Raw genomic sequence first — 26305 nt, 5'->3', positions numbered from 1 at the left:
CTGGCAGCCCGTCCGCTTATTTAGCCTGTAACTCTTTTGGCAGACCAATACTGGCGATCTCTTCTGCCGTCAGCGGCCGGTATTCGCCCGGTTCCAGATCGGCATCCAGCACGATGTCGCCAATGCGCTCACGATGCAGCTCAACCACCCGATTGCCGACTGCCGCAAACATCCGTTTCACCTGGTGATAACGCCCTTCGCTCAGGGTCAGCAGCACTTCGGTCGGCGTGATCACCTCCAGCTGTGCCGGTTTGGTCAGGCTCTTCTCATTGTGCAGCTGTACGCCCGCCGTAAACTGCGCGGCCGTATCGTCACTGACCGGCGATTCCAGTGTGACGCGATAGGTTTTCTCGCAGTGATGACGCGGCGAGGTAATCCGGTGTGACCACTGACCATCATCCGTCATCAGCACCAGTCCGGTGGTGTCGATATCGAGACGCCCTGCTGCGTGCAGTTTGAAAGACATCGGCTCTTCGAGGAAATAGAGGATGGTGGGATGATCGGGATCGTCGGTTGAGCAGACGTAACCCTGTGGTTTGTTCAGCATAAAGTAGCGTGGACCGGTGAGCATCTGCAGCACGTTGCCGTCATAGGCGACTTCGTGGTCGGGCAGCAGTTTAAACGCGGTATCGCGCACGATCTCCCCGTTCACGGTGACACGCTGGCCGCGGATTTCGCGATGAGCGATGGCGCGGCTGATTTCCAGTTGCTGAGAGATGAATTTGTCGAGTCGCATGAATTCGTTTTGCCTGTTACTGCGGAGGGAATCTGAAACGGCCTGGTTAACCGTTGAAAATGTGCGGGAAGTATAACGTGATCTGCGTCCGCCTGACAGCGCGTTTACCGGACTTTCATGGCATAATTGCCGCCAGTTTTGCAAAAGTGAGCGCCATGTCTTTTACCTTACGCCCCTATCAGCAGGATGCGGTTAATGCCACCGTTGCGCATTTCCGTCGTCATCAGGAACCTGCAGTGATCGTACTGCCCACCGGCGCCGGGAAGAGCCTGGTGATCGCCGAGCTGGCACGGCTGGCGCGTGGCCGGGTGCTGGTGCTGGCGCACGTCAAAGAGCTGGTGGCACAGAACCACAGCAAATATGAAGCGTACGGGCTGGAGGCGGACATCTTTGCCGCCGGACTGCAGCGTAAAGAGAGCCAGCGCAAAGTGGTGTTTGGCAGCGTGCAGTCCATCGCGCGTAACCTCGAACAGTTCGACAGCGCCTTTTCACTGGTGATTGTCGACGAGTGCCATCGCATCGGCGATGACAAAGAGAGCCAGTATCAGCAGATCTTCAGTCATCTGCGCCAGCACAATCCTCAGCTCCGTTTACTCGGCCTGACTGCCACGCCGTTCCGGCTGGGCAAAGGCTGGATCTATCAGTTTCACTATCACGGCATGGTGCGGGGCGACGAGAAATCGCTGTTCCGCGACTGCATCTATGAACTGCCGCTGCGTTACATGATCAAGCATCAGTTCCTGGTGCCGCCGGAGCGGCTGGATATGCCGGTGGTACAGTATGACTTCAGCCGCCTGACGGCGCAGTCGAACGGCCTGTTCAGCGAAGCCGATCTGAATCGCGAACTGAAACAGCAGCAGCGCGTGACGCCCCATATCATCCGTCAGATTGTGGAGTTCGCTGAGGATCGGCTGGGGGTGATGATCTTCGCTTCCACCGTGGATCATGCGCGTGAAATCCTGCAACTGCTGCCCGAAAACAGCGCGCTGGTCTCCGCCGAAACGCCCGCCCGCGAGCGTGATGCCCTGATCCTGGCGTTTAAAGCGCAGCAGCTGAAATTCCTGGTGAACGTAGCGGTACTGACTACCGGCTTTGATGCGCCGCACGTTGACCTGATTGCGATACTGCGCCCGACCGAGTCGGTCAGCCTCTATCAGCAAATCGTCGGCCGCGGCCTGCGGCTCTCGCCTGGTAAGCGCGACTGCCTGATCCTGGATTATGCCGGTAATCCCCACGACCTCTTCACGCCGGAAGTCGGCGCGCCGAAAGGGGCCAGCGACAATCAGCCGGTGCAGGTTTTCTGCCCCGCCTGCGGCTTTGCCAATACCTTCTGGGGCAAGGCGACCGAAGATGGCATGGTCATCGAACATTTTGGCCGGCGCTGTCAGGGGGTGCTGGAAGATGATGAGGGAGAACGCGAACAGTGCGACTATCGTTTCCGCTTTAAAAGCTGTCCCGACTGCGGCGCGGAAAATGATATCGCCGCCCGGCGCTGTCACCAGTGCGATAAAGTGCTGGTCGATCCCGACGATATGCTCAAAGCGGCACTGAAACTCAAGGATGCACTGGTGCTGCGCTGTGGCGGCATGACGCTGGAACAGGGATCGGATGCCAAAGGTGAGTGGCTCAAAGCGACCTACCATGACGAGGATGGCACCAGCGTCAGCGAACGTTTCCGGCTGCAGACGCCCGCGCAGCGGAAAGCGTTTGAGCAACTCTTTATGCGTCCGCATCAGCGCGCACCCGGCGTACCGCTTGGCTGGCAGACCGCCGCCGACGTGCTGGCGCTGCAGCCGCTGTTGCGTCATCCCGATTTTGTGGTGGCCAGGGCCAAAGGCCAGTTCTGGCAGATCCGTGAAAAGATGTTTGATTATCAGGGCCGCTACCGCCGCGCGAATGAGCTGCGCTGACGCGGATGCGCCGCTGGCAGGCGGCTATATCGTTTGCTCCCGGCAGGGATAACCGCTATACTGCCGCCCGCTTTTGCATGTGCATCAGCGGAATTGAATAACCTGCCTGTTACTGGGTCGCCTGTAGCAGGAATTAAATAAAGAGACGTATTAATGTTCACTATCAATGCAGTAGAACGTAAAGAGCAGGGTAAGGGTGCGAGCCGCCGCCTGCGTACAGCAAACCGTTTCCCGGCCATCATCTACGGTGGTTCTGAAGCGGCTGTTGCCATCGACCTGGATCACGACTCCGTAATGAACCTGCAGGCAAAACCAGGTTTCTACGAAGAAGTGCTGACCCTGGTTGTTGACGGTAAAGAAACCAAAGTGAAAGTTCAGGCTGTTCAGCGTCACCCGTTCAAGCCAAAACTGTTTCACATCGACTTCGTTCGCGCGTAATCGCGAGCCTTGTTGAACGTAGAAGGGCCGGTTGCGAAACCGGCCCTTTTATTTTGTCTGTCGCTGCCAAAGGTTATTGCCGCGTAGCGTCAAAAAAGCCGGGCTGAGCCCGGCTTTTTTATTTGCTGCTGGTGCGGCGCTGTAGCTGGTCACGCAGATTGGGTGGCGTGCCTTTGATTGTCAGGGTGTCCGTTGCCGGGTCCCAGAAAATACGCTCGCCCAGTAACATGGCGTCGAAGTTCAGGGTCAGTCCCCCGCCGCTGCCGGCAAACTTCGTCAGCTGGCGCAGCGTGCTGCGATCCGCCGGGAAGCTCTCCTCAAGTTCGTAGCCCTGCTCCTGGGTAAAGGCCTGAAAGGTTTTTTCACCCACCGGTGGCAATTCGCCTGACAGATCTTCCAGCGCAATCTCTTCGCCCGCCTGCAGCTGCTCGTTGCAGTAGCTGTAGACCTGCTGGCGATAATTCTGCCGCTCCTGCTTATCCAGCCCGGATTCGTTGCAGTAGTCATCCACCGCCTGCAACAGTCCCCGGTTCTGCGCCTTGGTGTCTAATCCCACTTCGGCACCGAGGAAGTCCATGAAGAAGTCAGCCACTTTGCGTCCGACGCGGCCGCGCAGGAAGGTCAGATAGCGGGTCGATTCCGGGTTGGTTTCCCATTCGGTTAAATCGATGCGCGCGACGATATCCGCATGGTTGATGTCGAGATAGTGGGTGCTGCTGATATCCATCTGCTCGTTGACGCGCATGCTGGACTGGCTGTTCAGCACGGCGATCAGCAGATAGTCTACGGCCAGATAGCGGTAGTGAATAAACAGCACCACGCCGCTTTCGGCGAACGGATATTTCGCCAGTTCGTCACGCAGACGGCCGGTGGCGGCACGGCTAAAGGCGAGAAAATCATCGTTGCCCTTACGACAATTACGCAGCGCTTCTGCCAGTTCACTTTCTGCATTAAACAGGCCGTAGGCTTTGCTTTTTGCGCTGTAAACCCGGTGTAACTCCTCCACCATCGCGTTGACCGTGTTGGTGGCAGGCAGCAGCGAATCGCGCAGCGCCAGCTCAAGCTGGTTTTCATCGCGTTTGATCAACTGATGCAGGGCAATCTGGTCGATATCCAGACTCATGGTAGACTCTCCTTTTAGCTCAGGCGCGTATTCAAACACCGCCGGCATCGGCTTTCAACTCCATACGTAAAGCGGACGCGGTACTTTCGATAAAATTGCGGAAAAAAGTACGCTGTTCCGGTACTATATCGCCTTTTGAAATGAGCTCAGACGACCCTATGCCACAATCATCCCGTTACAGCGACGAACGCGTGGAACAACTCCTCGCGGAAATGGCCCAAATCCTGCAGAAGGATAAGGCCCCCACCGACCTCTCCCTGATGGTCTTGGGCAATATGGTGACTAACCTGATTAACAGCGATGTTGCCCCGGCGCAGCGTCGCTCTCTGGCCCGATCTTTCGCCGATGCCCTGCAGGCGTCAGTGCGTGACGACAACGCTCACTAATTGGCTGATTTGATTTTATAATATGGTAACCAACCGGCAGCGCTACCGCGAAAAAGTCTCCCAGATGATTAGCTGGGGGCACTGGTTTGCTCTGTTTAATATCTTATTCGCGCTGATTTTAGGCAGTCGCTACCTGTTGGTCGCCGACTGGCCTTCTTCACTGGCGGGGCGTATCTACGCCTATACCAGCTGGGTTGGCCACTTCAGTTTTATCGTTTTTGCCGCCTATCTGCTGATCATCTTCCCGCTGACGTTTGTGGTGATGTCGCAACGGCTGATGCGGGTAGTGTCCGCGGTGGTCGCCACCGCGGGTCTGACACTGGTCATGGTCGACAGCGCGGTGTTCAGCCGCTTCCACCTTCACCTGAACCCGGTGGTGTGGGAGCTGGTGATTAACCCCGATCAGAGCGAGATGGCACGCGACTGGCAGCTGATGTTTATCAGCGTGCCGCTGATTTTTCTGGTCGAGATGCTGTTTGCGACCTGGAGCTGGCAGAAACTGCGCAGTTTGAATCGCCGTTCATTTGGTAAGCCGCTCGCGGCCCTGTTTATCAGCGCCTTTTTTGCCAGCCACCTGATGTATATCTGGGCTGATGCCAACTTCTATCGCCCGATAACCATGCAGCGCGCTAACCTGCCGCTCTCCTATCCGATGACCGCCCGCCGTTTCCTGGAGCGTCACGGTCTGCTGGATGCGCAGGAGTATCAGCGTCGCCTGGTTCAGCAGGGCGACCCGGAAGCGCTGGCGGTGGAATATCCGCTGAGCGACATTACCTTCCGCGATGGCGGTACACGCAATAACCTGCTGGTGCTGACCGTGGATGGCCTGAATAACGCCACGATGGCCAGTGCGCTGCCGCAACTCAATCAGTTTGCCAGCAAAAACGTGCGTTTCACGCAGCACTACAGCGCCGGAGATACCCCGGAGAAAGGGTTGTTTGGCCTATTCTACGGCATCTCCTCCAGCTACATGAACGGTATTCTGGCATCCCGTACGCCGTCTGCCCTGCTGGGCGCGCTGAGCACGCAGGGTTATCAGTTTGGCCTGTTCTCCTCTGAGGGCTTTAATCCGCCGCTCTACCGACAAGCGCTGCTGACCGACTATTCACTGCCGGCGATGACCAGCCAGCCGAACGCCAGCACCGTCGCGCAATGGCAGAACTGGCTGGAGAAGCAGACAGGTTCCCAGGCGCCCTGGTTCTCCTGGATCGCGCTGAACGGCCCTGACGTCACCGGCGACAGCGCCAAATCCCGTCAGCGCAGTTATCTGCGTCAGGCACCCGCCGTCGATCAGCAGATTCATGCCGTTCTGAGCAGCCTGCAGGCGCGTGATTTGCTGAAGAACACAGTGGTGGTGATCACCGCGCAGCGCGGTCTGGCGCTGGAGGGTAACCCTGACAGCGCAGGCAATCGCCAGACATTGCAGGTGCCATTAGTGATTCACTGGCCTGATACGCCCGCGCAGACCGTTGATCGTCTCTCCGATCATCAGGATGTGATGACGACGCTGATGCAGCGCCTGCTGCATGTGCGAACCAATCCGGTGAACTATTCGCAGGGTGAAGATCTGTTTGCTGCACGTCGTCGCCATGACTGGGTCGCCAGCAGCGAAGAGAACAAGCTGGTGATCACCACGCCGCAGGTGACGCTGGTGCTCAACAACAACGGCAGCTATCGCGCTTATGATGCCGCGGGCAATGCGCTGAAAGATCACAAGCCGGAACTGACGTTGCTGTTGCAGGTACTAACTGAGGAGAAGCGTTTTATCGCTAACTGATTAATTATCAGGCAAATAGTCAGCTGGTGTCTTGCATTCATGCCGATAACCAGTAGACTAACCCTCCAGTGTTCGGCACGTAGCGCAGCCTGGTAGCGCACGGTCATGGGGTGTCCGGGGTCGGAGGTTCAAATCCTCTCGTGCCGACCAACCAATTTCCCCGTCATAGCAGTTTTTGATGAGTGACCACGGCGATTACAGTCATCATTACCGCCTCGTTTTTTATCTTTGGAAAGACGATGCAATTTGATCTTTCACACTTAAATTAGTGACCAATCGTTAAATAACTCACGACAATTCTTCTCGACGCACAAGAGGTACATTGTAGTCAGCCCTAATTGGCATGGTATCAGGCACCCTTCTCATCTCTAACGGAAAATGCCAGATGTTAAAGTCTTTGTTTGGGTAAGTGTCGTAATGAAAGACATCCCAACCCAATAATGCAGCCATGCGCTTAAATGCGATTTCTTTTGCTACAGATAACTCTAATTGTGGGTTGAGAAACTTCAAATAGCCAGAGTTTACAGCGCCAGTGAGAATGTCTACGACTTGTAATCCAGGATGATGTTTTGAATCCTGCATCGTTACTGATTGAACTAATTTTTTGACACCTTCCATTGCAAGCATGTTGTTCGCAATGATGCCTGTAACTTCATCATTCTTCTTATACTTGTCAATTTTCTGATCGATGATTACTTCAAGAGGCTTCTTTAGCTGACGTGCTGTATTTTTAACCAGCATTGTATATGTTTGATAGAAAGCCGTTTCTTTGTCAGTCTGCCAGTTACGGTAAATATTCTTGACGACAATGATTGAATGGAAGCAGCAAGAGTTTTTTAGCACCATTTGAAGCAACTCAATGCAGATGTTCGCCTGACCCGCACTGTTTTTGATCTTTGACCATTTTAGCTCGCCAACAATGCCGTACTTATGCTTCAATCGCAAAACGCGCTCATTGAAGATTTCAAGTGTGTCCTTACGTATGCACAGCAAACCTATGCCATAACAGCGGTCACTCCCTGTAGTACCACTTTCATCACCAAACGCTATATATTCCATGCTTTTGTTTACGCGCTTCTACCCATCTTCATGGGGGTTAATCTTTCATCTATCTTAAGATCGAACCTGTCAGCTGGCAACAAGATTACTAATTTTGAGATGTCAGCCAATTGCTTTTTCTTAAATTCTATAGATTGATTTGATACTTATAGAGTAAATTAAGGGTAGTTTAATTAAATTGATGGTTGCTTGAGGCAACTTTACTAGTTAGAAACCGAAGTTTCGGTTGGAGTCTGTGGGGACTGGAATGGGACGGAGATCAGGATTTAAAGGTTTTATACGTGCTGCAGGCAGAGCCGCTGCTGCGGCAGAGCGTGAGCGTAAGAGATCAGAACGTCAACATTATGCCGAAGTTCGCCGTATAGAGCGTGAAATAAAGCGTGATAATGCACAAAGACTTCGTGAGCAAAAAGAGGCTGATAAGTTATCAAAAATCATGTATCTGGAAGAGCGGCAAGATGAAGTGTCAGATCTAAACGCTGAGCTTAACGAGAATATCACCGCGCTTACTACACTTCTGGAACACACTCTCAAATTTGACGATTCGATTGATTTTTCGGCTTTGAAAAAAACCCCGAAATTTGAAGATTTTAAGACACCTAAACATCTCTTACCTGACCCTGAGCCTGAGGTGAAAGCTGTGAACGTCCCGGCGTTATGGAAGACTATTTTCCCGTGGGTAAAGAAAAAATATTATCGAGACTTGCAGAGTGCAGAAGAATTGTTCATTAAAAGTAAGGAGGATTATGCAATTAAACTATCAAAACAAAAAATTGAGCTTGATTCTTTAGTTGCTGATTATCAGACTCGTAGAACTGCTTACCTTCAAGAAATCAAAAACCAACACGATGAAGTTGACCAGTTTGAGCAAGACTATCTTAACTGCGATCCTGACAGCGTGTTGGCTTATTGCGAAATGGTGTTGACGCGCTCTGAGTATCCTAAAGACGGCTTTCCCCAAACTTTTAGGTTGGCATACTTACCCGGCAACAAGGAGTTGGTGGTTGAATACAATTTACCTGAAATTTCAATAGTACCTCGTGAGTTGGAATACAGATATGTCAAAACAAGAGATGTCATAGATGCGAAAGCACGGAAGATTAGTGAGATTAAAGAACTTTATCAAAACATCATCGCTGCAATCACACTACGCACAATGCATGAGCTTTTCGAAGCTGATAAGGCGTCTGCTTTAACGTCAGTTCTGTTTAACGGTGTAATTGAAACTATCGATCCTACGAGCGGGCATGACACAAAAGTCACATTGGTATCTGCCCGTGCTCACAAAGACGATTTCATGCAAATAAAACTCGAAAGGGTTGAAAAAACTGCATGTCTTAAAAGTTTGGGTGCACAAGTTTCAGGGCGACCCGATGAACTACAAGCAGTGAAACCTATTATTGAGTTCAACATGGTTGACAAGCGCTTCATTGAGCAAGGCGATGCTCTATCTGGGCTTGAAATAAGACCAAACCTTATGGAGCTTTCACCGTCTGAGTTCGAAGTATTGGTATCAAATCTTTTCAGTCAAATGGGGCTAGACACAAAACTCACCAGAGGTACAAAAGACGGAGGTGTTGATGCAGTTGCATTTGATACTCGTCCAATTCTAGGTGGCAAAGTTGTTATTCAGGCTAAAAGATACAAAGACACTGTCGGTGTCAGTTCTGTTAGGGATCTATACGGAACAATGATGAATGAAGGGGCTAACAAAGGAATTCTGGTATGTACGAGTCAATACGGTAAAGATGCATACCGGTTCTGCGAAGACAAACCGATTGAACTTATTGATGGAGGCGGGCTTCTTTACCTTTTGAAGGAGCATGCTGGCGTCTCAGCACGTATCAACCCCAATTTTTGAACACTGATTAGCTGACAACTACTGCTTGTAGCGAATGTTATCAAGATAAATATAGCACAAGATGTTAGTTAAGTAATCTGTAGGTTTTGGCTTAGGGCAGAAATTTCTGCCCTGCTTAATATTTGTTATCCCAATAAATCTACTACAGGACTTGCTTTCAAGTGACTATACTGAGTTAACATGCCGATACTTTTGTTCCTAAAGATGCACTATAACTGAATTGTGTTTAGCCTTTTCTCGGCATAAAGTATAATAGCAGTGTTTCTGAGGATGAGAAAAAAAACACCAGTTAATTTCACGCTTCTCAGCTCTCTTGAATGCCTGTGATACAGTATAAACAACGTACTGAAACGGTATCTGTTTGTCTCTACCCTAGAATAGTTTTTTTAGTAGGAAGAGTGCTACAGGTGAGAGTGGAGCACCTCGGCTTTCACTATTTTTAGTTTCCGTCAGATGTATAACCTTAGCCCAAACTTAACAATACTGGTTTTGGCACTCAAAATTAACTGCACCTCACAGTTTCGTATGTGAGCATCACGGTTGGCTTCATTCATGGACTAATGACATCAAGTAATATCTTATATAATAGAGGTTAAATGATATTTTCATGTGGTTTTTCAGGCGAAGGCAATTTAAATAATTACACCACATCTGCACACTTAATTCCTTTATTAGCACTCGCCAAATGCAATATCGTGAAAGTCATTGTATCTCGAGTCGTATAATCCCACCAAAAAGGTTAAAGGATTAATAACAAAATTGGCTCTTTTATTTATGGATTATACGCTTCAGCCTCTCTCTTTTTTGCAGCTTTTAATTTTTTATTTCTTTGCTTCATATCACGATGTGGATGAAGACTTAACATCGCTCCAGCAATCTGCTGTTAATTAGGAGCCTTAAAAGAATTGCTATACTTTTCATACTCAAGGAATATCATGCTCTGATCTCGCGCGCCCTATAAAAACCTACTTGATAACAGATGTTGTTTTGCACAGCAGCAGTTATACTTAAATCTATAATTAATAACCTACACCCAAAAATTTCATTTCGAGAGAACTATAAAATTAAATAAAAACTATAGAGTAACACTCTTCAATTAAATGAAAAACTTTAAATGCCGGATTATAATATTTATTTACATACATTTTTTAATATTATTGGTGAATTAAATGCTATCATATGGCAATATGCTTAGCTGTCTACTATTTCATCGGAGGAAATGGAATGTCACGCAACCTCGCACCTGCCTACTGCATCATTCAACAACCCGGTAACCTTGATTTCCAGACCAGAATGCTTTTTCGTGATAGTCATTCAGAGTCTGCCCGCATCTTCAAGCAAAACAATGCAGACACTCTTTGGCTCAATCCGGGACAGATAGCGATCGTGATAGACCCAGCCTCTAAGCCAACCCTTCAGATGCTTAATGCTCTACGACAGGCAAAACATAAAACTAACAGAGCGTTTATTGGCGTTAGCTCTGATGAAGCCAGCTTTTTACAACAACACTACGGTTTAATCGCTGCCCTCACCACATCAGGAGATAACATTTTTAGCACAGTTGGAGACATTGGCGAAAAGTACTTTTCAGAAATAGAAAATACCTTAAAAAAGATCGAAACGAGTTATCAGAATCAGTTTCGAATGCAGGGTACACTAATCAGTCAACAATTTTTCATTGAACGTAACCAACTTTTTCACCAATTAAAAGAACTGGTAAATAAGCCATTATTAAAATCTTTAACCCGCTATACAGTGAAGTTTAAACCTTATGAGGATATGCGTAGAGCACTCAATCTCTCCAGCCGTTCTCTGGTGCATGAATGGTCAACTGCGGGACTCGGGGGCATACCAGGCTATTCAAATTATGTTGGTAATGCAGCAAAAGCAGCAAAATTTCTAAAAACCGGTGGCTACATAGGCATTGGATTTTCGTTTATTGGAACAACAAACGATGTCGTCAATGCTTGTGTTAAGGGACGCGAAAACGAATGCAAAAGAACTGCATTCAAAGAGTATGGTAAATTTGGTGCATCAACATTATCGGGTGTTGGAGCAGGTGCATTTGGCTCAGCGGCTGGACTAGGAGTATGTGCGGCAATTGGGATAGCCACAGCAGGAACAGGGGCAGTAGTCTGTGCAGCTGTAGGGTCTCTGGCTGCTGGCTATGCAGGTGCTAAAGCAAGTGACGCTGCGATGGATACGATTTATCAATATATGGGAATATAAAAATGAAATCGGCCATGATGGTTTTAATCATCCTTCCCTTTTGTTGCCTGGTGATAAGTTTTATTTTATATCTGGTCAACAGAACGCAATATCAACGTCTTATTTCAGACTTCCAAAAAGGACGTACACTTCCTGCGCCTTATCTTTTTCAATGTAATATGGGATATCTGGGTTCACCACTAATGACCTGGTTCTTCATCCGACTGAAAGATAAAAAGAAGATTTTCTTTTTAGAGCAGAAAAGCCAGAATTATGACTTCGCCAGTGAGCGTAAAAACCAGGAAAGGATCGACAGCCTGAAACCCCTTTATTACACATTTTTAGCCGGTTTCTTTTGCTGCTTTCTGTTAGCGTTTATTGCAATCCTGATCAGATTCAATGTGGTTTAAGCACAGAGCAACAGTGGGCGGCCTGCGTTTACGTCGTCATGCCGCCGACTTGATCAAATCCCCCTTTCCTCGCGTCCCCGCCAATCCGATCTATACTTAACAGCCTGTGGGTAACAAGAGGAGAGTTTATGACCTTTATTGAAAAAGACGATCCAACAGAAGCACCTGAGTCAGGCGATAAGCAACCTTCCCCGCCAGACCAGAAGTAACCCACCAGGGCCGCGCGTGACGCGGCCTTTTTCTGACAGAGTAGTTCCTGTTCGTATATTCAGATTAATCCTGCCAGCCGTTAACATTATCTCTGCAATCAGCCAGTTATGGCTTGCAGCAGAGGTGGATCCGCCTCACAGAAATCATCTCCCGCTACGCTTTTTCATCAAACTGAAACAAAAATGTCACAGAAACGCCTTACCCTGAATTCCCCTGAAACTGACGGATAATGTGTATGGCGATTAAAGCAAAGAGCCTGAAAGATGCAGAAACGTTATTGCACTCAGGCATCAGCAAAGTGGAACTGGCGTATGACATCGGCAGCGACGATTTCTTTCGCCTGGCAAGCCACTGGTGCGACCGCGGCGCGCGTATCAGCAAAGGTCATCACCATTTTGTTGTTTCTCTGAAGAGTTTTGCCATCCCGCCCAACGACTGATCCCGGCAGGCTGCTTGCCCTGTTTGCATGCACCTGATTTAATGCCGTTTTGGCATCCATCATGGTTCCGCATGCGCTATCCCGACCTGCCGCTGCCGCCTGTTGCAGGCGGCTTTATTCTCTCCTCGCACCTGAGCCATAGCGATCCGCTGCTGGCGGTGAGTCACTTTAATCCGCACGCTTACGATGAGGCACTGGCTGCTGCCTGGGGCATCACGCTGCCTGCCCGCCTGCAACAGGCTGTCCGCAAACGTCGTGCCGAATACCTGGCCAGCCGGATGCTGGTGAGGTCGGTCATGGCAGAACTGGGCATCCCTGATTTTATCCTGAACAATGCCCCCGACCGCTCTCCCTGCTGGCCGGCGGGTATTCAGGCGTCGCTGTCACACAGCGCGGGCGTTGTGGTCGTCGCGGCAACGCGTCAGTCCTGCGCTGTCGGGGTCGATGTTGAACAGATCATGCCGGAGACGACGGCAAACGACATGGCCGGGCTGCTGATGAATGCGCAGGAGCAGCAACTGCTGCGGTCGCTGCCGGTCAGCTTCAGTGCCGCCGCGACCCTGCTGTTCTCTCTGAAAGAGAGTGTTTACAAGGCACTCTGGCCCCAACTGCATCAGCCGATGGACTTTCTTCAGGCGGCGCTGGTGTCGGTGGATCATGCCCGACAGCACGCCACGCTGCGGCTGACTCAGCACTTCAGTGAGCGATTTCCGGCGGGCACATTATTACAGGCGACATTTTTGTGGCGGGAAAATCTGGTGATGACGCAGGTGGTGCATCCGGTTTAAAAAACCGGCTAAACAACGCAGCTTAGCCGGGGGTAAACACAGACGAAAGAAGAAGTTTCAGGATCGCAGAAACCGCTGTTTCTGCTGTCCGCTACAGTAACCGCTTTCAGGCGCGGCCTGCCAATACACTTTTTTGCTAAGTTTTGCCATCTGCCGCTAAAGGCCGGTGTCGGTGCGTTTTACCGAGTCGAGCGTGGCGAGGTCGCGCTCATTACCGGTCAGCTCCGTTAACTGCCCTTCGCGCATCTCCAGCAGCCGGTCAGCGTGAATGAAATAGTGATCGTCATGGCTGATGGCAAATACCGTTTTGCCCGCCTCCTGCAGCCACGGCAGCAGCTCACGATAGAAGATGCGACGGAAATGGGGGTCCTGATCGGCCGCCCACTCATCCAGCAGCAGCACATCCCGCTCTTCTGCCACCGCCAGTAGCAGTGCCAGGCGCTTGCTCTGTCCTTTGGACAGCCGGAGGTTCAGCACCTTATTACCGGCAAGTTTCAGCTTATCCTGCATCTTAAGCCTCTCCAGCCACTGCTGAACCAGCGCCGGATTGGCCGGAACCCCTTCCCGCCCGATGAGCCGATCAAACAGGTGCAGATCGGTAAAGACCGCCGAGAACTGACTGCGCCAGCGATCGAGTTCATCTGCCGTGATCGGCTGGCCATCCAGCAGCAGCGTGCCGGACTGCGGCTGATAAAGCCCGGTCAGCAGCATCGCCAGCGTCGATTTCCCGCTGCCGTTACCGCCAATCAGAAAGACCAGCTCTCCCCGGCGCAGCGTCAGGTTGATCGGCCCGACCTTAAAGCCGTTGTCGCCGTAGTGGAAGGAGACATCACGTAACTCCAGCGTCTGCCACGCCGCGGTGGCGGCTGGCGCGTGGAAGCCGGGCTGATAGGGAGCGAGATCGAAGGCGTTAAGCTTACGGAACGCCACCTGCGCGCTGAGCAGCGTAGGCAGCGCGCCGACCGCCGAGAGCAGCGGCGTGCGCAGAAACAGCAGCGTCAGGGAGAAGGTCGCGGCGACGGCCGTGTCAGCCCAGCCCAGGCTGTTGGCCATAAAAAAGACGATGCCGATAGCGCCTAAGGTCATGATGTTCGACCAGTTAACCGCACTGAGATGATAGGTGTCGGCCCGCACAATATGATGACGCCAGGCGCGGGCATCTTCCTGATAAACCGTGTCGTAGACCTGCTGAGCGCGCGACCGGTTAAGCTGCAGCTCTTTACGCCCCTCTATCACCGTCTGGTAGTCGCGATAGAGGCTATCTTCGATGTCCCGCAGCTTCGCCATATGCTGATAGACCCGCGAGACCAGCAGCCAGCCGCCCACCAGCGTGACGGCCATCCAGAGACTGGTCACCAGTAACATCTCCGGAGAGAGCCAGGCGAGATAGATCGCCGAACCGAGAGTAATGATGACGCCCTGAAACAGCTCAGGCAGGCGCACAAAGGCCAGCGTAATGGCGCGCACATCGCTGGTCAGCCCGGCCAGCAGCTGGGCACTGCCGAGTTGCTCAATGCGCTCGACCCGGGTGTCGAGAATACGTTTGATAAATTCACCGCGCAGCCGCCAGACAAACTGATGGCCGAGCATTGTTAGCGCCAGCTGCGAGGCGAGCGTGACCGCCATCAGCACCACCAGCTGCAACAGGAACTGCGGCAGCACCGCAAAAGAGGTGTTAATGGCGACGATCATTTCGCGGTTGATGAAGGCGATCATCCCGATGCCCAGCACTGCGCTTAACAGCGTCAGGGCAATCACCCCAATGAAAGGCCAGCGGAACTGGCGAAAAACAACGTGTAGCAACGTCATGCAGGCAATCCAGCAGTCAAAAAACAGCCTGCAGTGTAATGGGATGCGGAATGATAGCAATAGTTATTCTCACCACGCCGCCTCGTGCCCCAGGGCTCAGAAGGCGCGGCGGAACGTGAGGTTATAACGCCAGGCACCCACCAGCGGATGCACGCCGGGCTTGAGCGGCAGGATACCGTGATAACGCAGGCGTGACGGCCCGCCCCACACCACAATGTCGCCATGTTCCAGCAGCACCCGCTGGGTAGCGTCGCCACGCTCAAAGCCGCCAAACTGAAACACGGCCGGTAGCCCCAGCGACACGGAGACAATGGGCTGGCGCATATCTTTTTCATCTTTGTCCTGATGCAGCGTCAGCTTTGCGCCCGGTTCATAGCGATTAAGTAAACAGGCATCCGGATTGAAGCCGGGAAAGCCCGCTTCAAGGGCGGCCTGTTGCGCCAGGGTGCGAAACAGGGGCGGCATCGGGGGCCAGCGGCGGCCATTAAGATTGTCCTGCTGCTCATACTGATAGCCGCGCGAATCCACCGACCAGCCAAAGTCGCCGCAGTTGGTCATCGCGACCGACATGCGGTGCCCGCCGGGCGTAATGCGATGGGCAAACGGATTCTGTTCTGCAATCGCCATCACCTGCTGATACAGCGTTTCTGCATCCTCACGCGCGCGGCGGCGCAGGATCACGGCGCCTTCTGCCAGCGGCTCCTGCCAGGGTTGCTCTTCACTAAAGAGATCTAACATCAGGGTTCTCCGGTCGTTTCAGCGGGGATCAGGAAAGCAGCAAACTGCGGCGACATCCAGCTGACAAATTTATCGCCCTGTTTGCTGATCAGATAGACCGCCAGATGCTGTTCGAGTGCCAGCGCTTTGGCTTTCTCCGTGCCGAGTACCATCAGGCCCGTATCCCAGCCATCCGCTTCCAGCGCCGTGGTGGCAATCACCGTGGCGGAAACCAGCTTATGCTCAATAGGCCGTCCGGTAACGGGATCGATGACATGAGAAATCCGTTTGCCGTCCAGTTCATAATAGTTGCGATAGCTGCCGGAGGTGCTGATGCCGTGGCCCTGCAGATCCACGCGCGCCTGAACGGCATTCTCGCGGTCGGTAGGTTTCTGGATCGCCACCCGCCAGGGCTGCTGCTGCGCATTCAACCCGCGGCTCAGCACCGCGCCGCCCACCGACACCAGATAGTTGTTGATGCCGAGCTGCTCCATCAGTCGCGCCAGATGATCGGTCGCAAAGCCCTCGCCGACGGTTGAGAGGTCAACATAGAGCCCCGGCAGATCTTTCTGCAGCCACTGCCCCCCGGCGCCCTGCACCACCCGCAGATGCTGCAGACCGGTCTCCGCACGGGCGGCCGCGATCTGTGCAGCATCGGGCGTGTGGACGGGCTGTTTCGTCGGGCCGAAGCCCCACAGATTGACCAGCGGGCCGACGGTGATATCCATCGCGCCACCGGTTTTACGGCCAATCCGCAGTGCGGTGGTGACAATGTCTGCCATGTTTTCACTCACCGGCTGCGGTGTGAGATCGCGGCTTTGGTTAAAGCGTGACAGCGCGGAGTCCGGCTTCCACGTCGAGAGTTCCGCATCGTCAGCATCCAGCCGCTGCTGAATACGCTGCTGCAGTTCCGCCTTGCGCGCCTGATCGACACCCGCAAGGCTCACCCGCCAGACGGTTCCCATCGTTTTCCCTTCCAGCACCAGCGCCGGTTCAGCCGCAGGTTTATCGCAGGCCACTAATGACAGTGCCAGCACTGCTGTAAGCAGCAGATTAGTCTGATAACGCATCCTTCCTCACTTGTAACACTTTATTCCGACCTGCTACAAAGCATAAACTTCGGGTAAAGACGCTTAAAGAGAGTTGAATCTCTCTGTTAAGCCCCTCAAACTTGACCCGTCATCTACCCTCTGCCCGCCTTTAATCAGGCGATCGACATTCATTTAATAAAGGAGCAGCAGATGATCTATCTGATTCTCGCCATTGCCCTGGGGCTGTTTGTTTTCAGCACCTATAAAGTTCTGCACCAGCGTCGTCATCGTCACATGCTCCCTTCCCGGCCGCGCCATTAACAGGCTGCACTGCACCGGCGTGGGGCAACCTGCTCCCGTCGGGCGCAGCAAGTGTATCAAAGCAGGCGTAAAGTCTGTGGCTGTGAGAGCGGTTAAGCTGGCATGAATTCTGCACAGTTGAAACAGTGTTTATCTCTGATGAGAGGTGCAGAATGAAAAATTCCGGATGGCAGGCAGCCTGGCAGCACTGGCTGAGCTTTTCAGCTTTCACCCTGGCGGGTGTGGCCTTTGAAGGTGCGCGGTTTGGCAGCGTGGTATCGCCAGAAACCACGGTGGCGGAACCGGCAAAATGGCGCAAGGCTGACGCGGTCAGCCCACAGGGTCACGCAGGAGCGCAGCGGTAACTGCGCTCCCTGTTGACTCAGAACTGGTAAACCAGACCCAGTGCCACCACGTCGTCGGTATTGATACCGGCTGCGTCGGTGAAGTCGTTGTCGTCCAGCAGGTTGATCTGGTAATCAACATAGGTGGACATGTTTTTGTTGAAGTAGTACGTCGCACCGACATCAACATATTTTTTCAGGTTCTGTTTGCCCCAGTTCTGCACGTCGGTGCCGCGTGAGGTCACGTAGGCCAGAGAAGGACGCAGGCCAAAGTCGAACTGATACTGGGCAACCAGTTCCCAGTTGTCCGCTTTATCGGCATAACCGTAGGCTGAAGAGCTGTCACTGCTGTCGCCGAAGCGGGTGGCATTGTAAGAGCGTGAGTACATGGCCGCCAGGTAGACGTTGTTGGCATCATATTTCAGACCACCGGTGTAAACTTCCGCCTTATCACCCCGTCCCAGGATACCCTCTGATCCGCCATTCTGGCGGTTCGTGCGATCGGACTGGAATGCGGCTGCACCGATACCGAAACCTGAGCCCAGATCATAGGTGGTGCTCAGACCCCAGCCGTCACCATTCTCACCCAGCACGTCGCGGCCACCAGCCGACTCGGTGTTGTTATCATTTTTGCCCTGATACTGAACCGCAAAGTTCCAGCCATCCACCAGACCAAAGAAGTTATTGTTACGGTAGGTCGCCATGCCGTTGCCGCGCTGGAACATGAAGTTATCAGCGCCATAGGTATCCCCGCCGAACTCTGGCAGCACGTCGGTCCATGCGCCGATATCGTAGGCGACACCGTAGTTACGGCCGTAGTCGAATGAACCGGCATCACCGAACTTCAGTCCGGCAAAGCCCACGCGGGTATAGCTGTCGGCAGTGCCTTCAGCCTCGGAGTTGTTCAGCGCAGCCTGATATTCCCACTGACCATAACCGGTCAGCTCGTTGCTGATCTCCGTTTCACCTTTGAAGCCAAAACGAACGTAGGACTGGTCACCGTCAGAGCCATCGTTGTCAGAGAAGTAGTGCAGACCGTCAACCTTACCGAACAGATCCAGTTTGTTGCCGTCTTTGTTATAAATTTCAGCTGCGTTTGCTGATCCTGCTGCTGCCAGTAATGCAGGGATCACCAGGGAGAGAACGCGACGTTTCATTTTATTACCCTCTGTTATGTGCCTTTATAATTTGCCACTGCTAACTGAATGTTTAAAATTCAGCCGGCAGGCCATTGTTCTTTTATAACAGGTAATAATCCACCTGGAAAATGCTACTAAATTTCCAAAAGTGTTACACAAGTCGAAACAGTTATTTCATATTGTAAATTTCGGGGAACTAATAACCAGCACAGATCGATAAAAATTGCCGCACAAATCGCTAAACCCATTCAGATTCATTGTTTATCAATGAGTTATTTCAGATCATTCCGAAGCACTGAATGATAAAACTTATGACGCATCTGAGAATAGAATAGTCCCCGCTATCATCATTTATTCCATTATTACCTTCATTCTCCCCGAATGAGATGTACAACTTATTATTTCCCGCCGGACAGTTTGTCCGGCTTTTTTTTGCCTGCGATTTACCGTTTCGCTATATCTGCGTAAACTTTCTTAAGTGGGTTAAATTAACATCCGGCGGTTACCGCACAGAGTGGTAAATTTCGCCCCCTTTTCCCGCCTGAATGCTGAAATAACCGCCATGTTAATTTATCACCGTAATTAAGCAGGCGGTTATGCTGGCTTCAGAAAAGTCTCAGCGTTCCCGCAGCGATTCTTTGACTTTATTCAGGGGTTTAATCAGATAATCCATCACCGATTTCTGACCGGTTTTGATCTCCACGTTGGCCACCATACCGGGCACAATCGGGAATTTTCGCCCGGCCCGGTTGGTCAGCTCCGCTTTCCGGGTGCGCACGTAGACACGGTAGTAATATTGATCGCGTTTTACCTCATCCTGCAGGGTATCCGGCGAGACCGTCTCGACTTCACCCGGCAGGTCGCCATAGATAGAGGAGTCGTAGGCCGTCACCTTGACGATGGCTGCCAGGCCAGGCCGGATCCAGGCGATATCGCGCGGGTTGATGCGCGTTTCAATCAGCAGCTGATCCTCCAGCGGAACGATCTCCATCAGTTTGCCACCCGGCTCCAGTACGCCCCCCACCGTCGTAACCTGAATATCTTTGACTATGCCGCGCACCGGCGAGTAGAGCGTGGCGCGGGTCAGCTGATCCTCTTTGCCGGCGGCCACCTGCAGTTGCGCATCCAGTTCCGCATTATTTTTCACCTGCTCTTCGTGCGCACGAACCAGATAGTCATTGCGCGCCTCATCGATTTTGCCGCGCAGATCGCTGACCTGACGGCGCAGACGAATCACCTCCACCTGCCCGGCCGCGCCTTTAGCCACCAGTGGCTCCGTCAGCCGCAGTTCATCCTGCACCAGCCGCAGCGACTGCTGCAGATTGCTGATCGTTTCGGTGAGGTTGCGACGTCGCGACTCATAGAGCTGACGTTCCCGCGTCACCAGCTGCGGCTCTTTAAGGGTCTCTGCGCTGAAGGTCAGCGGCGTGCCGGAGAGCTCCGCCTCCAGCCGCTCGGCAGAGGCGCGCAGCGTGCGCACCTTCGCCTGTGCCTCGCCGAAGTTCGACTGAAAGCGCGTAGGATCGAGCGTTGCCAGCACCTGCCCTTTCTCAACGATGTCACCCTCATGAACGTTAAGCTGCTTGAGGATGCCCCCATCCAGGCTGTCGATCACCTGTGCGCGGCTGGAGGGGGTGACTTTGCCGGTGCCGACAGTGACCTCATCCAGAATGGCGAAGTGCGCCCAGATGAGAAAAAGGGCCAGCGCGGCGGTGCAGAGCCAGATAATCGCCGATGTGCGGCGCTCATGGCGGGCAAGATCTTTATCAACAATCACCAGACTCATGCGGCACCTCCTTTACCGGGCGCCGTTGGCGTCGCGCGGCGCAGAATGTCGTCGCGCGGGCCATCGGCCACAATCCGGCCGTTATCCATGACGACAATACGATCGACCATTTTCAGTAGCGCCGGACGGTGAGTCACCAGCACCAGCGTTCGCCCGCTGATCCAGCCCTGCAGCTGCCGGATCACCTGCTCCTCCAGCTGTTCATCCATCGCCGCGGTGGGCTCATCCAGCAACACCACCTGCGGCTGACGCAGGATCATCCTGCTCAGCATCACCATCTGTCTCTGTCCGCCCGACAGTCCGCGTCCCCCCTCATTGATAATGCGATCCAGGCTGGCGGCATCCTGCTGCACCAGCGACAGCGCGCCGCTGATGCGCAGCGCCTGCAGCATCTCCTGCTCACTGGCGTGGGGATTGCCCAGCATCAGGTTCTGCCGCAGCGTGCCAAAGAAGAGGCGGGAGTCGTGTGACAGCCAGCCGAGCTGACGGCGCAGGTCGACGGGATCGATGCGTTCGATGTCGACGCCATCGACAATCACCTTGCCCTGGGTCGCCAGTGCCTGACCCGCCAGGATCTTCAGCAGCGTCGACTTTCCGGCCCCCACCTTGCCGAGGATCGCCACCTTCTCGCCCGGCTTGATCTGCAGCTGCTGCACGCTGAGCACCGTTTTTTCATTCTCTTCGTCATAGCTGTAGTGCACATTGCGCAGATCGTAATGGCCGGTCAGCGTCGGACAGTGCGCCAGCGTGCTGGCTTCCGGTTGATCCAGCGGCTTCTTCAGCAGCTCATCCAGCCCTTTCATCGCCATTTTGGCGTGCTGCCAGCGTGAGAAGACCATCGTCAGCTGCATCAGCGGGGCGATGGTCCGTGAGGAGAGCAGACTACAGGCGACCAGGGTCCCGGTGGTAATTTGCGAATCGAGCACCAGGTAGACGCCAAAGACCAGCATGCCCGCGTAGGTGAGCTGCTGCACGGTCGCCGCCCAGCCGGTCAGACGCGCACCCCAGAGGCGCTGCTGATTGCTGATTGAAGCGCTGACTTCATGCGTCTGTTCCCACTGGCGCTGAAAATAGGGCTCGGCCTGCAGAGCCTTGATATCCTCAATGCCTTCGATGGTCTCCACCAGCACCGCATTGCGCAGCGCCCCCTCACGCAGCCCCTCTTTCGCCAGCCGCGCCATCGGGATCTGCACCAGCAGACCGGGGATCACGATCAGCGGAATGGCCGCCAGCGGAATCAGAACCAGCCAGCCGCCGACAAACGACATGATAAACAGGAAGAGAATAACAAAGGGAAGATCGGCAGCCGCCCCCACGGTGGTGGAGGTCAGCAGCTCGCGCACCTGGTCAATCTCACGCAGCTGCGAGATAAACGAGCCGGTCGATTTTGGCCGCGCTTCATTGCGGATACTCATCGCGCGGGCAAACAGCATGGCGGAGACTTTCAGGTCGATCCGTTTGCCCATCAGGTCCGACACCTGGGTGCGCATCAGCCGGATCAGATACTCGATAGCCGCCGCAATCAGCACGCCGACAAACAGCACCCAGAGCGTCGACTGCGACTGCGCCGGGATCACCCGATCGTAGACCTGCATCGAAAAGAGGATGCCGGCCAGCGCCAGGACATTGCTGACCACCGAGGCCAGCGAAATCTCCGTGATGCGGCGTCCCATGCCACGAAAGTTTTTCCAGAACCAGTGCGGCTCATAGGGCTGGATAAACTCATCAATGCGCGCATCCCGGCCCCGCGCCGCGACGCCCGTGACCCCCACATCCCCCTGGGCACGCGCCAGCAGTTCAGATAACGGGCTTTCCCGCACCACGTCGCCGCCTTCACTCAGCCAGTAGCGCGCGCTGCCCTCTTTATCGATGCTCTCCAGCACCGCCACGCTGGCATTTTCCAGCACCAGCACCACAGGGGTGATCTCCTGACGCCAGCGCAGTTTATTCTGGGGCACCATTGTCAGATGCAGTCCCAGCAGACCGGAGAGGCGCTCCAGTTGCTGGGACACCGGCAGATGTTCAAACCAGCGCATCTGCTGTCGCAGGGTTTTGCCATCGGCCGGTTTACCGAATCGCGCGGCCACGCGCAGCATGGCGGCAATCCAGTTTTCAGTGTTCAGGGTGGCTGTACTCATTATTATTGCCTTATCGCTATTGCAGCGAAGGAAGAAGATCGCCGCTGCTCTGCTGGCGATCGATACCCATGATATCCAGCAGATTGTCGACTGCGGCGGCGTAGCGAACGGTGGCATCCCAGCCATCATAAAGCGCGGTGATCCGCGAACTGTCGGCCTGGAACACATCCTGCTCCACACTCAGGAGATCGTTCAGGCTGCGCTTGCTGAGGCGATATTCGTCGGCGTAGACGGCGCGGGTATGATCGGCACTGGCCAGCTGCACTTCTCCGGCAGCCTGCCGCTGCTGCGCGCCGATCATATCCGCATAGGCCGTTGAGGCGTTCTGATTGATGGCGAGTTTGGCCTGCTGCACCGCCGCCTGCGCCGCCTCCCGATCGCCCTCGGCTGAGGCCGTTTTCGCATTCACCATGCCCCCCTGGTAGAGGGGAGCTTCCACCTGAAGCTGCACTTCGTCATCCCAGTACGACTGGCGATCGTTTTCATAACGGGTCCGGCCCGCCTGCACTTTGATCGTCGGCCAGTGACCCGACTGCGCCTGACGCACCCGTTCGCGGGCCGCTTCCTGCTTAGACTGGGCGCTGCGAACCGCAGCGCTGCTTTCATAGGCGATTTTGTCGAGGGTAATCTGCTGTTTCAGCAGCGCCTGCGGCAGTTCCGGCAGCGTGGCGGGCACCACGCCGGTCAGCACGGTCAGCTGGGCCGTGGCAGAGCGCAGCTGGGCGCGATACTGCTCCAGCGTGGCCTGCATGGCGGCGATGCGGGTTTCCGCCTGCAGCACATCGGATCGGGAGTTGAGTCCGGCGTCGGCGCGCAGTCCGGCAATATCCCGCACCCGCTGCAGTGAGGCGATATTGGTGTGCGCCGTTTCAGCCAGCGCCTGATAGCGTTTGACTTCGAGATAGGCCTGCAGCGTATCTTCCGCCACGGTGGTCATTGCGTCGAACAGGCCGTAACGATAGGCATCTGACAGGGCATGCTGCTCGTCGATGGCACTGCCGGTGCGACCAAAGTCGTAGAGCAGCTGACTGAGCGTGATGCCGCCGGAGCCATTATTGTTCAGGCTGCCTGCGGAGTCGGTCTGATGCGAACGCCCCGCCGCGCCCTGCAGTGAGATTTGCGGATACCAGGCACTGCGGGCGGCGTCGAGATCGCCCTCACCGACATGGATTTGTGCCGCGGCTTCCGAGATTTTTGGATTACGGGCGAATGCCCGGAGGATGGCGTCGCGCAGCGTTAAGCTGGCAATCTGCTCTTCGCTGGGCGCGGCGCGCCAGTTAAACTCCGCCTTCGGTAACGGTGCGGCCCAGGCCGCCGGGAGTGCCACGCCACTCAGGGCGCATATCAGAAAAGTTAATCGTGCTTTGTTCATTATCCATACCAACAGGCGTTCTTATGATCATGGTTTTTTTCCTGGTGAACAAAGCAGACAGAAAAGGCGTTACGGCGCACTTAAAGGTTTTATTGCGTTATTTTATTTATGTTTTACAAGCCAGAGTCTGAATAACCCTTAACATTATTAGATCATATTCTGCACCGAGTCCTGTTAAAAACTGATGAAATCTTTCATCTTTCTGCCGATTGCATAAAAAAACGCCATCTTAACAGCCTGAGCCACTCCAGACAGACTGAACAGACCTGTCCGGAAGGCCCTGCCTTTTTTAATGTTTCCGCATCAGGCCAGGGGATGCGCTGCCGGATGCTGTAACAGGTGATCGGCCAGGGTGTAGGGCATGCCAGAGACGATCACCCCTTCGGACGCAGAGGACGCCTGCGCCTCCGGCGCGTGCTCCGCCGTCACGCTGAAACTGTCCAGCAGCCGATCCACCGTCTGCGCAGGCAATGTGCCGGCGCTTTCCGTATGGGAGGCCACCCGCACGCTCTGACTGGCCGTGGCCAGATTCCCGGCGCTGTCCTGGCCGCTGACCGTCATCGTGTAGTCACCCTCCTCCAGCGGAGCCAGCTGTCCGGCCAGAATGGTCAGCGCCCAGCCGCCATCGACCTTCACACTGGCGCTGTAGTGCTGGTCACCGAGCGTCAGCTGCACCAGGCTGCCCGGCTGCAGATGGCTGGAACTGCCCTGAATCAGATGCCAGCTGTTCACATCGGCGGCATCAATGACGTTATCGCCAAAGGCGGTCTCCAGCGTCAGCGTCGGCCGCTGATGCACAGCGACGGTAAAGAGCGCATCCTGGGTCTGGCTGTCGCTGTTGCCATACTGATCCCAGCGATGAAACGTGGCGGCAACCGGGCCATCCGCCAGCGCCATCAGCTCGGCAGAAGTCAGCGTCACCATTCCCCCGCTATCGGGCTGGTAAGTTATGCCGTTGATCTCAACGGTGTTGCATCCCTCAACGTAGAAGCTCAGATCGTGCTGCGCCTCCTGATAGTTAAGCGTCATGTCACCGCCGATATTCATCTCGGTGTAAACCGGAATAAACCCGGTGTGGATATTCAGCACATGCGTGACGTCGGTGTAGTTGCTGGCCCCGTCGATCGACCAGGCGCGGATCTCACCCACGTTGATGAAAGCGTTCACCTCTGCAGCCGGGATCACCACCTGCCAGTGCCCGCTTTCGTCCAGTGTGGCAGCGTAATCTTTCTGATTCGCACCGGTGATCACCAGCCGATGACCCGGCATAACCGTCGAGAGGGTGCCGCTGAGCAGCAGGTCCTGCTGGGTTTCCGCCAGATTGATCACATCATCCGGCGTCACGTTGTCGAACGTAATAAGTGGCAGGCTGCTCAGGTGCGTGATCAGCGTCAGATCGTGATAGTCGGTTGCGGTTTTCCCGTTGGGATCGGTCGCGGTCACTTTCAGGCTGTAGACGCCATCCTGCAGCGCCTGCATATCGCTTTCAGAAAATGTGCCAGACCACCTGCCATCCCTTCCCATGGTCGCGGTGGTCGTTTGCGTGCCCAGGGTTAATTTGAGCACGGACCCCACCGGCAGGTGGGTTGCGCTGCCGCTGATCTCAACGCCGTAGATGCTTTCAGCGATATTCACCGCATTGTCACCGCTGACCGTGTCGATGGTCAGGGTCGGACTGAGGGTGCGGTCAGTATAGAGACCAAACCCCACCTCAGTCGTGGTGCTGTGGCCTGCTTTATTGGTCAGGGTCAGCGTCAGCGTGTGATTGCCATCCGGCACCCCTTTCAGCGCCTCCGCCGGCATTGAGGCGTTCCAGTAGCCCCACTTGTTGACGGTGCTGTACCAGCTCTGGTCGTTGAAGGTGAGTGTGACGGTCGAACCCGCTTCGCCTTCAGCCCGGCCGCGCAGATGCACCCGCTTTTGCGCTTCCCAGCCAGCGATCACACCATCGGCAGCGACAGGTTCGTAGGGCCGCAGGGCTGCGGGTGGCGCACTCTCAACCGCACTGACGGTGCGGGCGCTGTCGGCGGTCGCCAGGGTATGGGGAGTTTCAGCGGGCAGCGGGTTTATGGGCAGGTTCAGGCGCGGCGTCGCCACGGGCGGCACAGCGGGCACGGCGCTGTCGGCGACGGCAAAGTCGCTGACTGCCGCCTGGAAAATGGCGTCGAGCCGGGTGGTACGAAACGTATCGCGTGTTGACATCGGTCACCTCAGTTCATAACAGATCAGAAACGCAGAGCAAAACCGTCGGATAACCCGATAGCTGACTCTGACAACGTGGTAGTGAGTCAGCCGAAGCTGCCCGTTTCCGCTGGTCTGAACCG

At 54.4% G+C, this 26305-nt stretch carries 22 protein-coding genes and 1 tRNA gene; 12 read left to right on the top strand and 11 right to left on the bottom strand.

All coding sequences use genetic code 11. From position 1 onward, the window contains the following. Positions 1-16: 16 nt before the first annotated feature. The gene (gene rsuA, locus S7A_RS06765; protein ID WP_009089116.1) at positions 17-736 is read right to left on the bottom strand and encodes a 16S rRNA pseudouridine(516) synthase RsuA; all 720 of its coding nucleotides are present in this window, start codon (positions 734-736) and stop codon (positions 17-19) included. A 155-nt stretch (positions 737-891) separates the two neighbouring features. Here rsuA and S7A_RS06760 point away from each other — a divergent pair, with 155 nt between their 5' ends. Both S7A_RS06760 and rplY read left to right on the top strand, forming a co-directional pair. Continuing rightward, on the top strand, positions 892-2646 hold the full coding sequence (locus S7A_RS06760; protein ID WP_009089113.1) for a DEAD/DEAH box helicase: 1755 nt from the start codon (positions 892-894) through the stop codon (positions 2644-2646). A gap of 153 nt (positions 2647-2799) precedes the next feature. Next, the gene (gene rplY / locus S7A_RS06755; protein ID WP_009089112.1) at positions 2800-3084 is read left to right on the top strand and encodes a 50S ribosomal protein L25; all 285 of its coding nucleotides are present in this window, start codon (positions 2800-2802) and stop codon (positions 3082-3084) included. A 118-nt stretch (positions 3085-3202) separates the two neighbouring features. Here the strand turns inward: rplY and yejK are convergent, their stop codons facing one another. Continuing rightward, positions 3203-4207, bottom strand: a complete 1005-nt coding sequence (gene yejK, locus S7A_RS06750) for a nucleoid-associated protein YejK (RefSeq protein WP_009089109.1) — start codon at positions 4205-4207, stop codon at positions 3203-3205. Between the two features lie 158 nt (positions 4208-4365). On the opposite strand from yejK, the gene S7A_RS06745 reads away from it, so the two are divergent. The 3 genes from S7A_RS06745 (at position 4366) to S7A_RS06735 (ending at position 6520) form a co-directional block, all read left to right on the top strand. Beyond that, the gene (locus S7A_RS06745) at positions 4366-4593 is read left to right on the top strand and encodes a YejL family protein (RefSeq protein ID WP_009089108.1); all 228 of its coding nucleotides are present in this window, start codon (positions 4366-4368) and stop codon (positions 4591-4593) included. Positions 4594-4615: 22 nt separating this feature from the next. After that, complete coding sequence (gene yejM, locus S7A_RS06740; RefSeq protein WP_009089105.1) at positions 4616-6370, top strand: LPS biosynthesis-modulating metalloenzyme YejM; 1755 nt, start codon at positions 4616-4618, stop codon at positions 6368-6370. Between the two features lie 73 nt (positions 6371-6443). Continuing rightward, positions 6444-6520: transfer RNA gene (locus S7A_RS06735), tRNA-Pro, on the top strand. 138 nt (positions 6521-6658) lie between these two features. Here S7A_RS06735 and S7A_RS06730 read toward each other — a convergent pair. Beyond that, complete coding sequence (locus S7A_RS06730; RefSeq protein WP_009089103.1) at positions 6659-7429, bottom strand: DUF3800 domain-containing protein; 771 nt, start codon at positions 7427-7429, stop codon at positions 6659-6661. Between the two features lie 247 nt (positions 7430-7676). Between S7A_RS06730 and S7A_RS06725 the strand changes: the two genes are divergently transcribed. The 5 genes from S7A_RS06725 (at position 7677) to S7A_RS06705 (ending at position 13345) form a co-directional block, all read left to right on the top strand. Next, on the top strand, positions 7677-9290 hold the full coding sequence (locus S7A_RS06725; protein ID WP_033736173.1) for a restriction endonuclease: 1614 nt from the start codon (positions 7677-7679) through the stop codon (positions 9288-9290). Between the two features lie 1224 nt (positions 9291-10514). Then, entirely contained in the window at positions 10515-11519 is a 1005-nt protein-coding gene (locus S7A_RS06720; protein WP_009089099.1) for a hypothetical protein, read from the top strand. 14 nt (positions 11520-11533) lie between these two features. Then, entirely contained in the window at positions 11534-11908 is a 375-nt protein-coding gene (locus S7A_RS21200; RefSeq protein ID WP_141629803.1) for a hypothetical protein, read from the top strand. Between the two features lie 445 nt (positions 11909-12353). Beyond that, complete coding sequence (locus S7A_RS06710) at positions 12354-12557, top strand: hypothetical protein (protein ID WP_009089095.1); 204 nt, start codon at positions 12354-12356, stop codon at positions 12555-12557. Positions 12558-12628: 71 nt separating this feature from the next. After that, a complete protein-coding gene (locus tag S7A_RS06705; protein ID WP_009089093.1) occupies positions 12629-13345 on the top strand; it encodes a 4'-phosphopantetheinyl transferase in 717 nt (238 codons plus the stop codon). A gap of 156 nt (positions 13346-13501) precedes the next feature. On the opposite strand, the gene S7A_RS06700 is transcribed toward S7A_RS06705, so the two are convergent. The 3 genes from S7A_RS06700 to apbE all read right to left on the bottom strand — a co-directional run bounded on the left by S7A_RS06700 (position 13502) and on the right by apbE (position 16941). After that, the gene (locus S7A_RS06700) at positions 13502-15154 is read right to left on the bottom strand and encodes a multidrug ABC transporter permease/ATP-binding protein (RefSeq protein WP_009089092.1); all 1653 of its coding nucleotides are present in this window, start codon (positions 15152-15154) and stop codon (positions 13502-13504) included. Between the two features lie 96 nt (positions 15155-15250). After that, positions 15251-15892: a DNA oxidative demethylase AlkB gene (gene alkB / locus S7A_RS06695; RefSeq protein ID WP_009089090.1), complete on the bottom strand. Its 642-nt coding sequence runs from the start codon at positions 15890-15892 to the stop codon at positions 15251-15253. Next, positions 15892-16941, bottom strand: a complete 1050-nt coding sequence (apbE, locus tag S7A_RS06690) for an FAD:protein FMN transferase ApbE (RefSeq protein ID WP_009089088.1) — start codon at positions 16939-16941, stop codon at positions 15892-15894. The genes alkB and apbE overlap by 1 nt, the downstream gene beginning before the upstream one ends. A 171-nt stretch (positions 16942-17112) precedes the next feature. Between apbE and S7A_RS21475 the strand changes: the two genes are divergently transcribed. Together S7A_RS21475 and S7A_RS06685 are read left to right on the top strand one after the other, a co-directional pair. Beyond that, positions 17113-17223, top strand: coding sequence for a hypothetical protein (locus S7A_RS21475; protein ID WP_009089087.1), 111 nt, complete (start codon positions 17113-17115; stop codon positions 17221-17223). Between the two features lie 152 nt (positions 17224-17375). Next, positions 17376-17567, top strand: coding sequence for a hypothetical protein (locus S7A_RS06685; RefSeq protein ID WP_009089085.1), 192 nt, complete (start codon positions 17376-17378; stop codon positions 17565-17567). Positions 17568-17584: 17 nt separating this feature from the next. Here S7A_RS06685 and ompC read toward each other — a convergent pair whose 3' ends face one another. From ompC to S7A_RS06660, 5 genes are all read right to left on the bottom strand, one after another. Further along, positions 17585-18703, bottom strand: coding sequence for a porin OmpC (gene ompC / locus S7A_RS06680; protein ID WP_009089083.1), 1119 nt, complete (start codon positions 18701-18703; stop codon positions 17585-17587). 598 nt (positions 18704-19301) lie between these two features. Further along, complete coding sequence (locus S7A_RS06675) at positions 19302-20471, bottom strand: HlyD family efflux transporter periplasmic adaptor subunit (RefSeq protein WP_009089082.1); 1170 nt, start codon at positions 20469-20471, stop codon at positions 19302-19304. Continuing rightward, on the bottom strand, positions 20468-22609 hold the full coding sequence (locus tag S7A_RS06670; protein WP_009089080.1) for a type I secretion system permease/ATPase: 2142 nt from the start codon (positions 22607-22609) through the stop codon (positions 20468-20470). The genes S7A_RS06675 and S7A_RS06670 overlap by 4 nt, the downstream gene beginning before the upstream one ends. Positions 22610-22625: 16 nt before the next feature. Further along, positions 22626-23981 carry a TolC family outer membrane protein gene (locus S7A_RS06665; protein WP_009089078.1) on the bottom strand — a complete coding sequence of 452 codons (1356 nt, stop codon included), beginning with the start codon at positions 23979-23981 and terminating at the stop codon, positions 22626-22628. 303 nt (positions 23982-24284) lie between these two features. After that, positions 24285-26183, bottom strand: a complete 1899-nt coding sequence (locus S7A_RS06660) for an Ig-like domain-containing protein (RefSeq protein WP_009089076.1) — start codon at positions 26181-26183, stop codon at positions 24285-24287. Positions 26184-26305: the final 122 nt, after the last annotated feature.

Source organism: Pantoea sp. Sc1 (genome assembly GCF_000255315.1).
Lineage (GTDB): Bacteria > Pseudomonadota > Gammaproteobacteria > Enterobacterales > Enterobacteriaceae > Pantoea > Pantoea anthophila.
Note: the sequence above shows the minus strand (reverse complement) of the source record. Positions and strands in the feature narration are given on the sequence as shown.

Coding starts and splice junctions, on each gene's coding strand:
- rsuA (WP_009089116.1), bottom strand. CDS start 736: ATGCGACTCGACAAATTCATCTCTCAGCAACTGGAAATCAGCCGCGCC.
- S7A_RS06760 (WP_009089113.1), top strand. CDS start 892: ATGTCTTTTACCTTACGCCCCTATCAGCAGGATGCGGTTAATGCCACC.
- rplY (WP_009089112.1), top strand. CDS start 2,800: ATGTTCACTATCAATGCAGTAGAACGTAAAGAGCAGGGTAAGGGTGCG.
- yejK (WP_009089109.1), bottom strand. CDS start 4,207: ATGAGTCTGGATATCGACCAGATTGCCCTGCATCAGTTGATCAAACGC.
- S7A_RS06745 (WP_009089108.1), top strand. CDS start 4,366: ATGCCACAATCATCCCGTTACAGCGACGAACGCGTGGAACAACTCCTC.
- yejM (WP_009089105.1), top strand. CDS start 4,616: ATGGTAACCAACCGGCAGCGCTACCGCGAAAAAGTCTCCCAGATGATT.
- S7A_RS06730 (WP_009089103.1), bottom strand. CDS start 7,429: ATGGAATATATAGCGTTTGGTGATGAAAGTGGTACTACAGGGAGTGAC.
- S7A_RS06725 (WP_033736173.1), top strand. CDS start 7,677: ATGGGACGGAGATCAGGATTTAAAGGTTTTATACGTGCTGCAGGCAGA.
- S7A_RS06720 (WP_009089099.1), top strand. CDS start 10,515: ATGTCACGCAACCTCGCACCTGCCTACTGCATCATTCAACAACCCGGT.
- S7A_RS21200 (WP_141629803.1), top strand. CDS start 11,534: ATGATGGTTTTAATCATCCTTCCCTTTTGTTGCCTGGTGATAAGTTTT.
- S7A_RS06710 (WP_009089095.1), top strand. CDS start 12,354: ATGGCGATTAAAGCAAAGAGCCTGAAAGATGCAGAAACGTTATTGCAC.
- S7A_RS06705 (WP_009089093.1), top strand. CDS start 12,629: ATGCGCTATCCCGACCTGCCGCTGCCGCCTGTTGCAGGCGGCTTTATT.
- S7A_RS06700 (WP_009089092.1), bottom strand. CDS start 15,154: ATGACGTTGCTACACGTTGTTTTTCGCCAGTTCCGCTGGCCTTTCATT.
- alkB (WP_009089090.1), bottom strand. CDS start 15,892: ATGTTAGATCTCTTTAGTGAAGAGCAACCCTGGCAGGAGCCGCTGGCA.
- apbE (WP_009089088.1), bottom strand. CDS start 16,941: ATGCGTTATCAGACTAATCTGCTGCTTACAGCAGTGCTGGCACTGTCA.
- S7A_RS21475 (WP_009089087.1), top strand. CDS start 17,113: ATGATCTATCTGATTCTCGCCATTGCCCTGGGGCTGTTTGTTTTCAGC.
- S7A_RS06685 (WP_009089085.1), top strand. CDS start 17,376: ATGAAAAATTCCGGATGGCAGGCAGCCTGGCAGCACTGGCTGAGCTTT.
- ompC (WP_009089083.1), bottom strand. CDS start 18,703: ATGAAACGTCGCGTTCTCTCCCTGGTGATCCCTGCATTACTGGCAGCA.
- S7A_RS06675 (WP_009089082.1), bottom strand. CDS start 20,471: ATGAGTCTGGTGATTGTTGATAAAGATCTTGCCCGCCATGAGCGCCGC.
- S7A_RS06670 (WP_009089080.1), bottom strand. CDS start 22,609: ATGAGTACAGCCACCCTGAACACTGAAAACTGGATTGCCGCCATGCTG.
- S7A_RS06665 (WP_009089078.1), bottom strand. CDS start 23,981: ATGAACAAAGCACGATTAACTTTTCTGATATGCGCCCTGAGTGGCGTG.
- S7A_RS06660 (WP_009089076.1), bottom strand. CDS start 26,183: ATGTCAACACGCGATACGTTTCGTACCACCCGGCTCGACGCCATTTTC.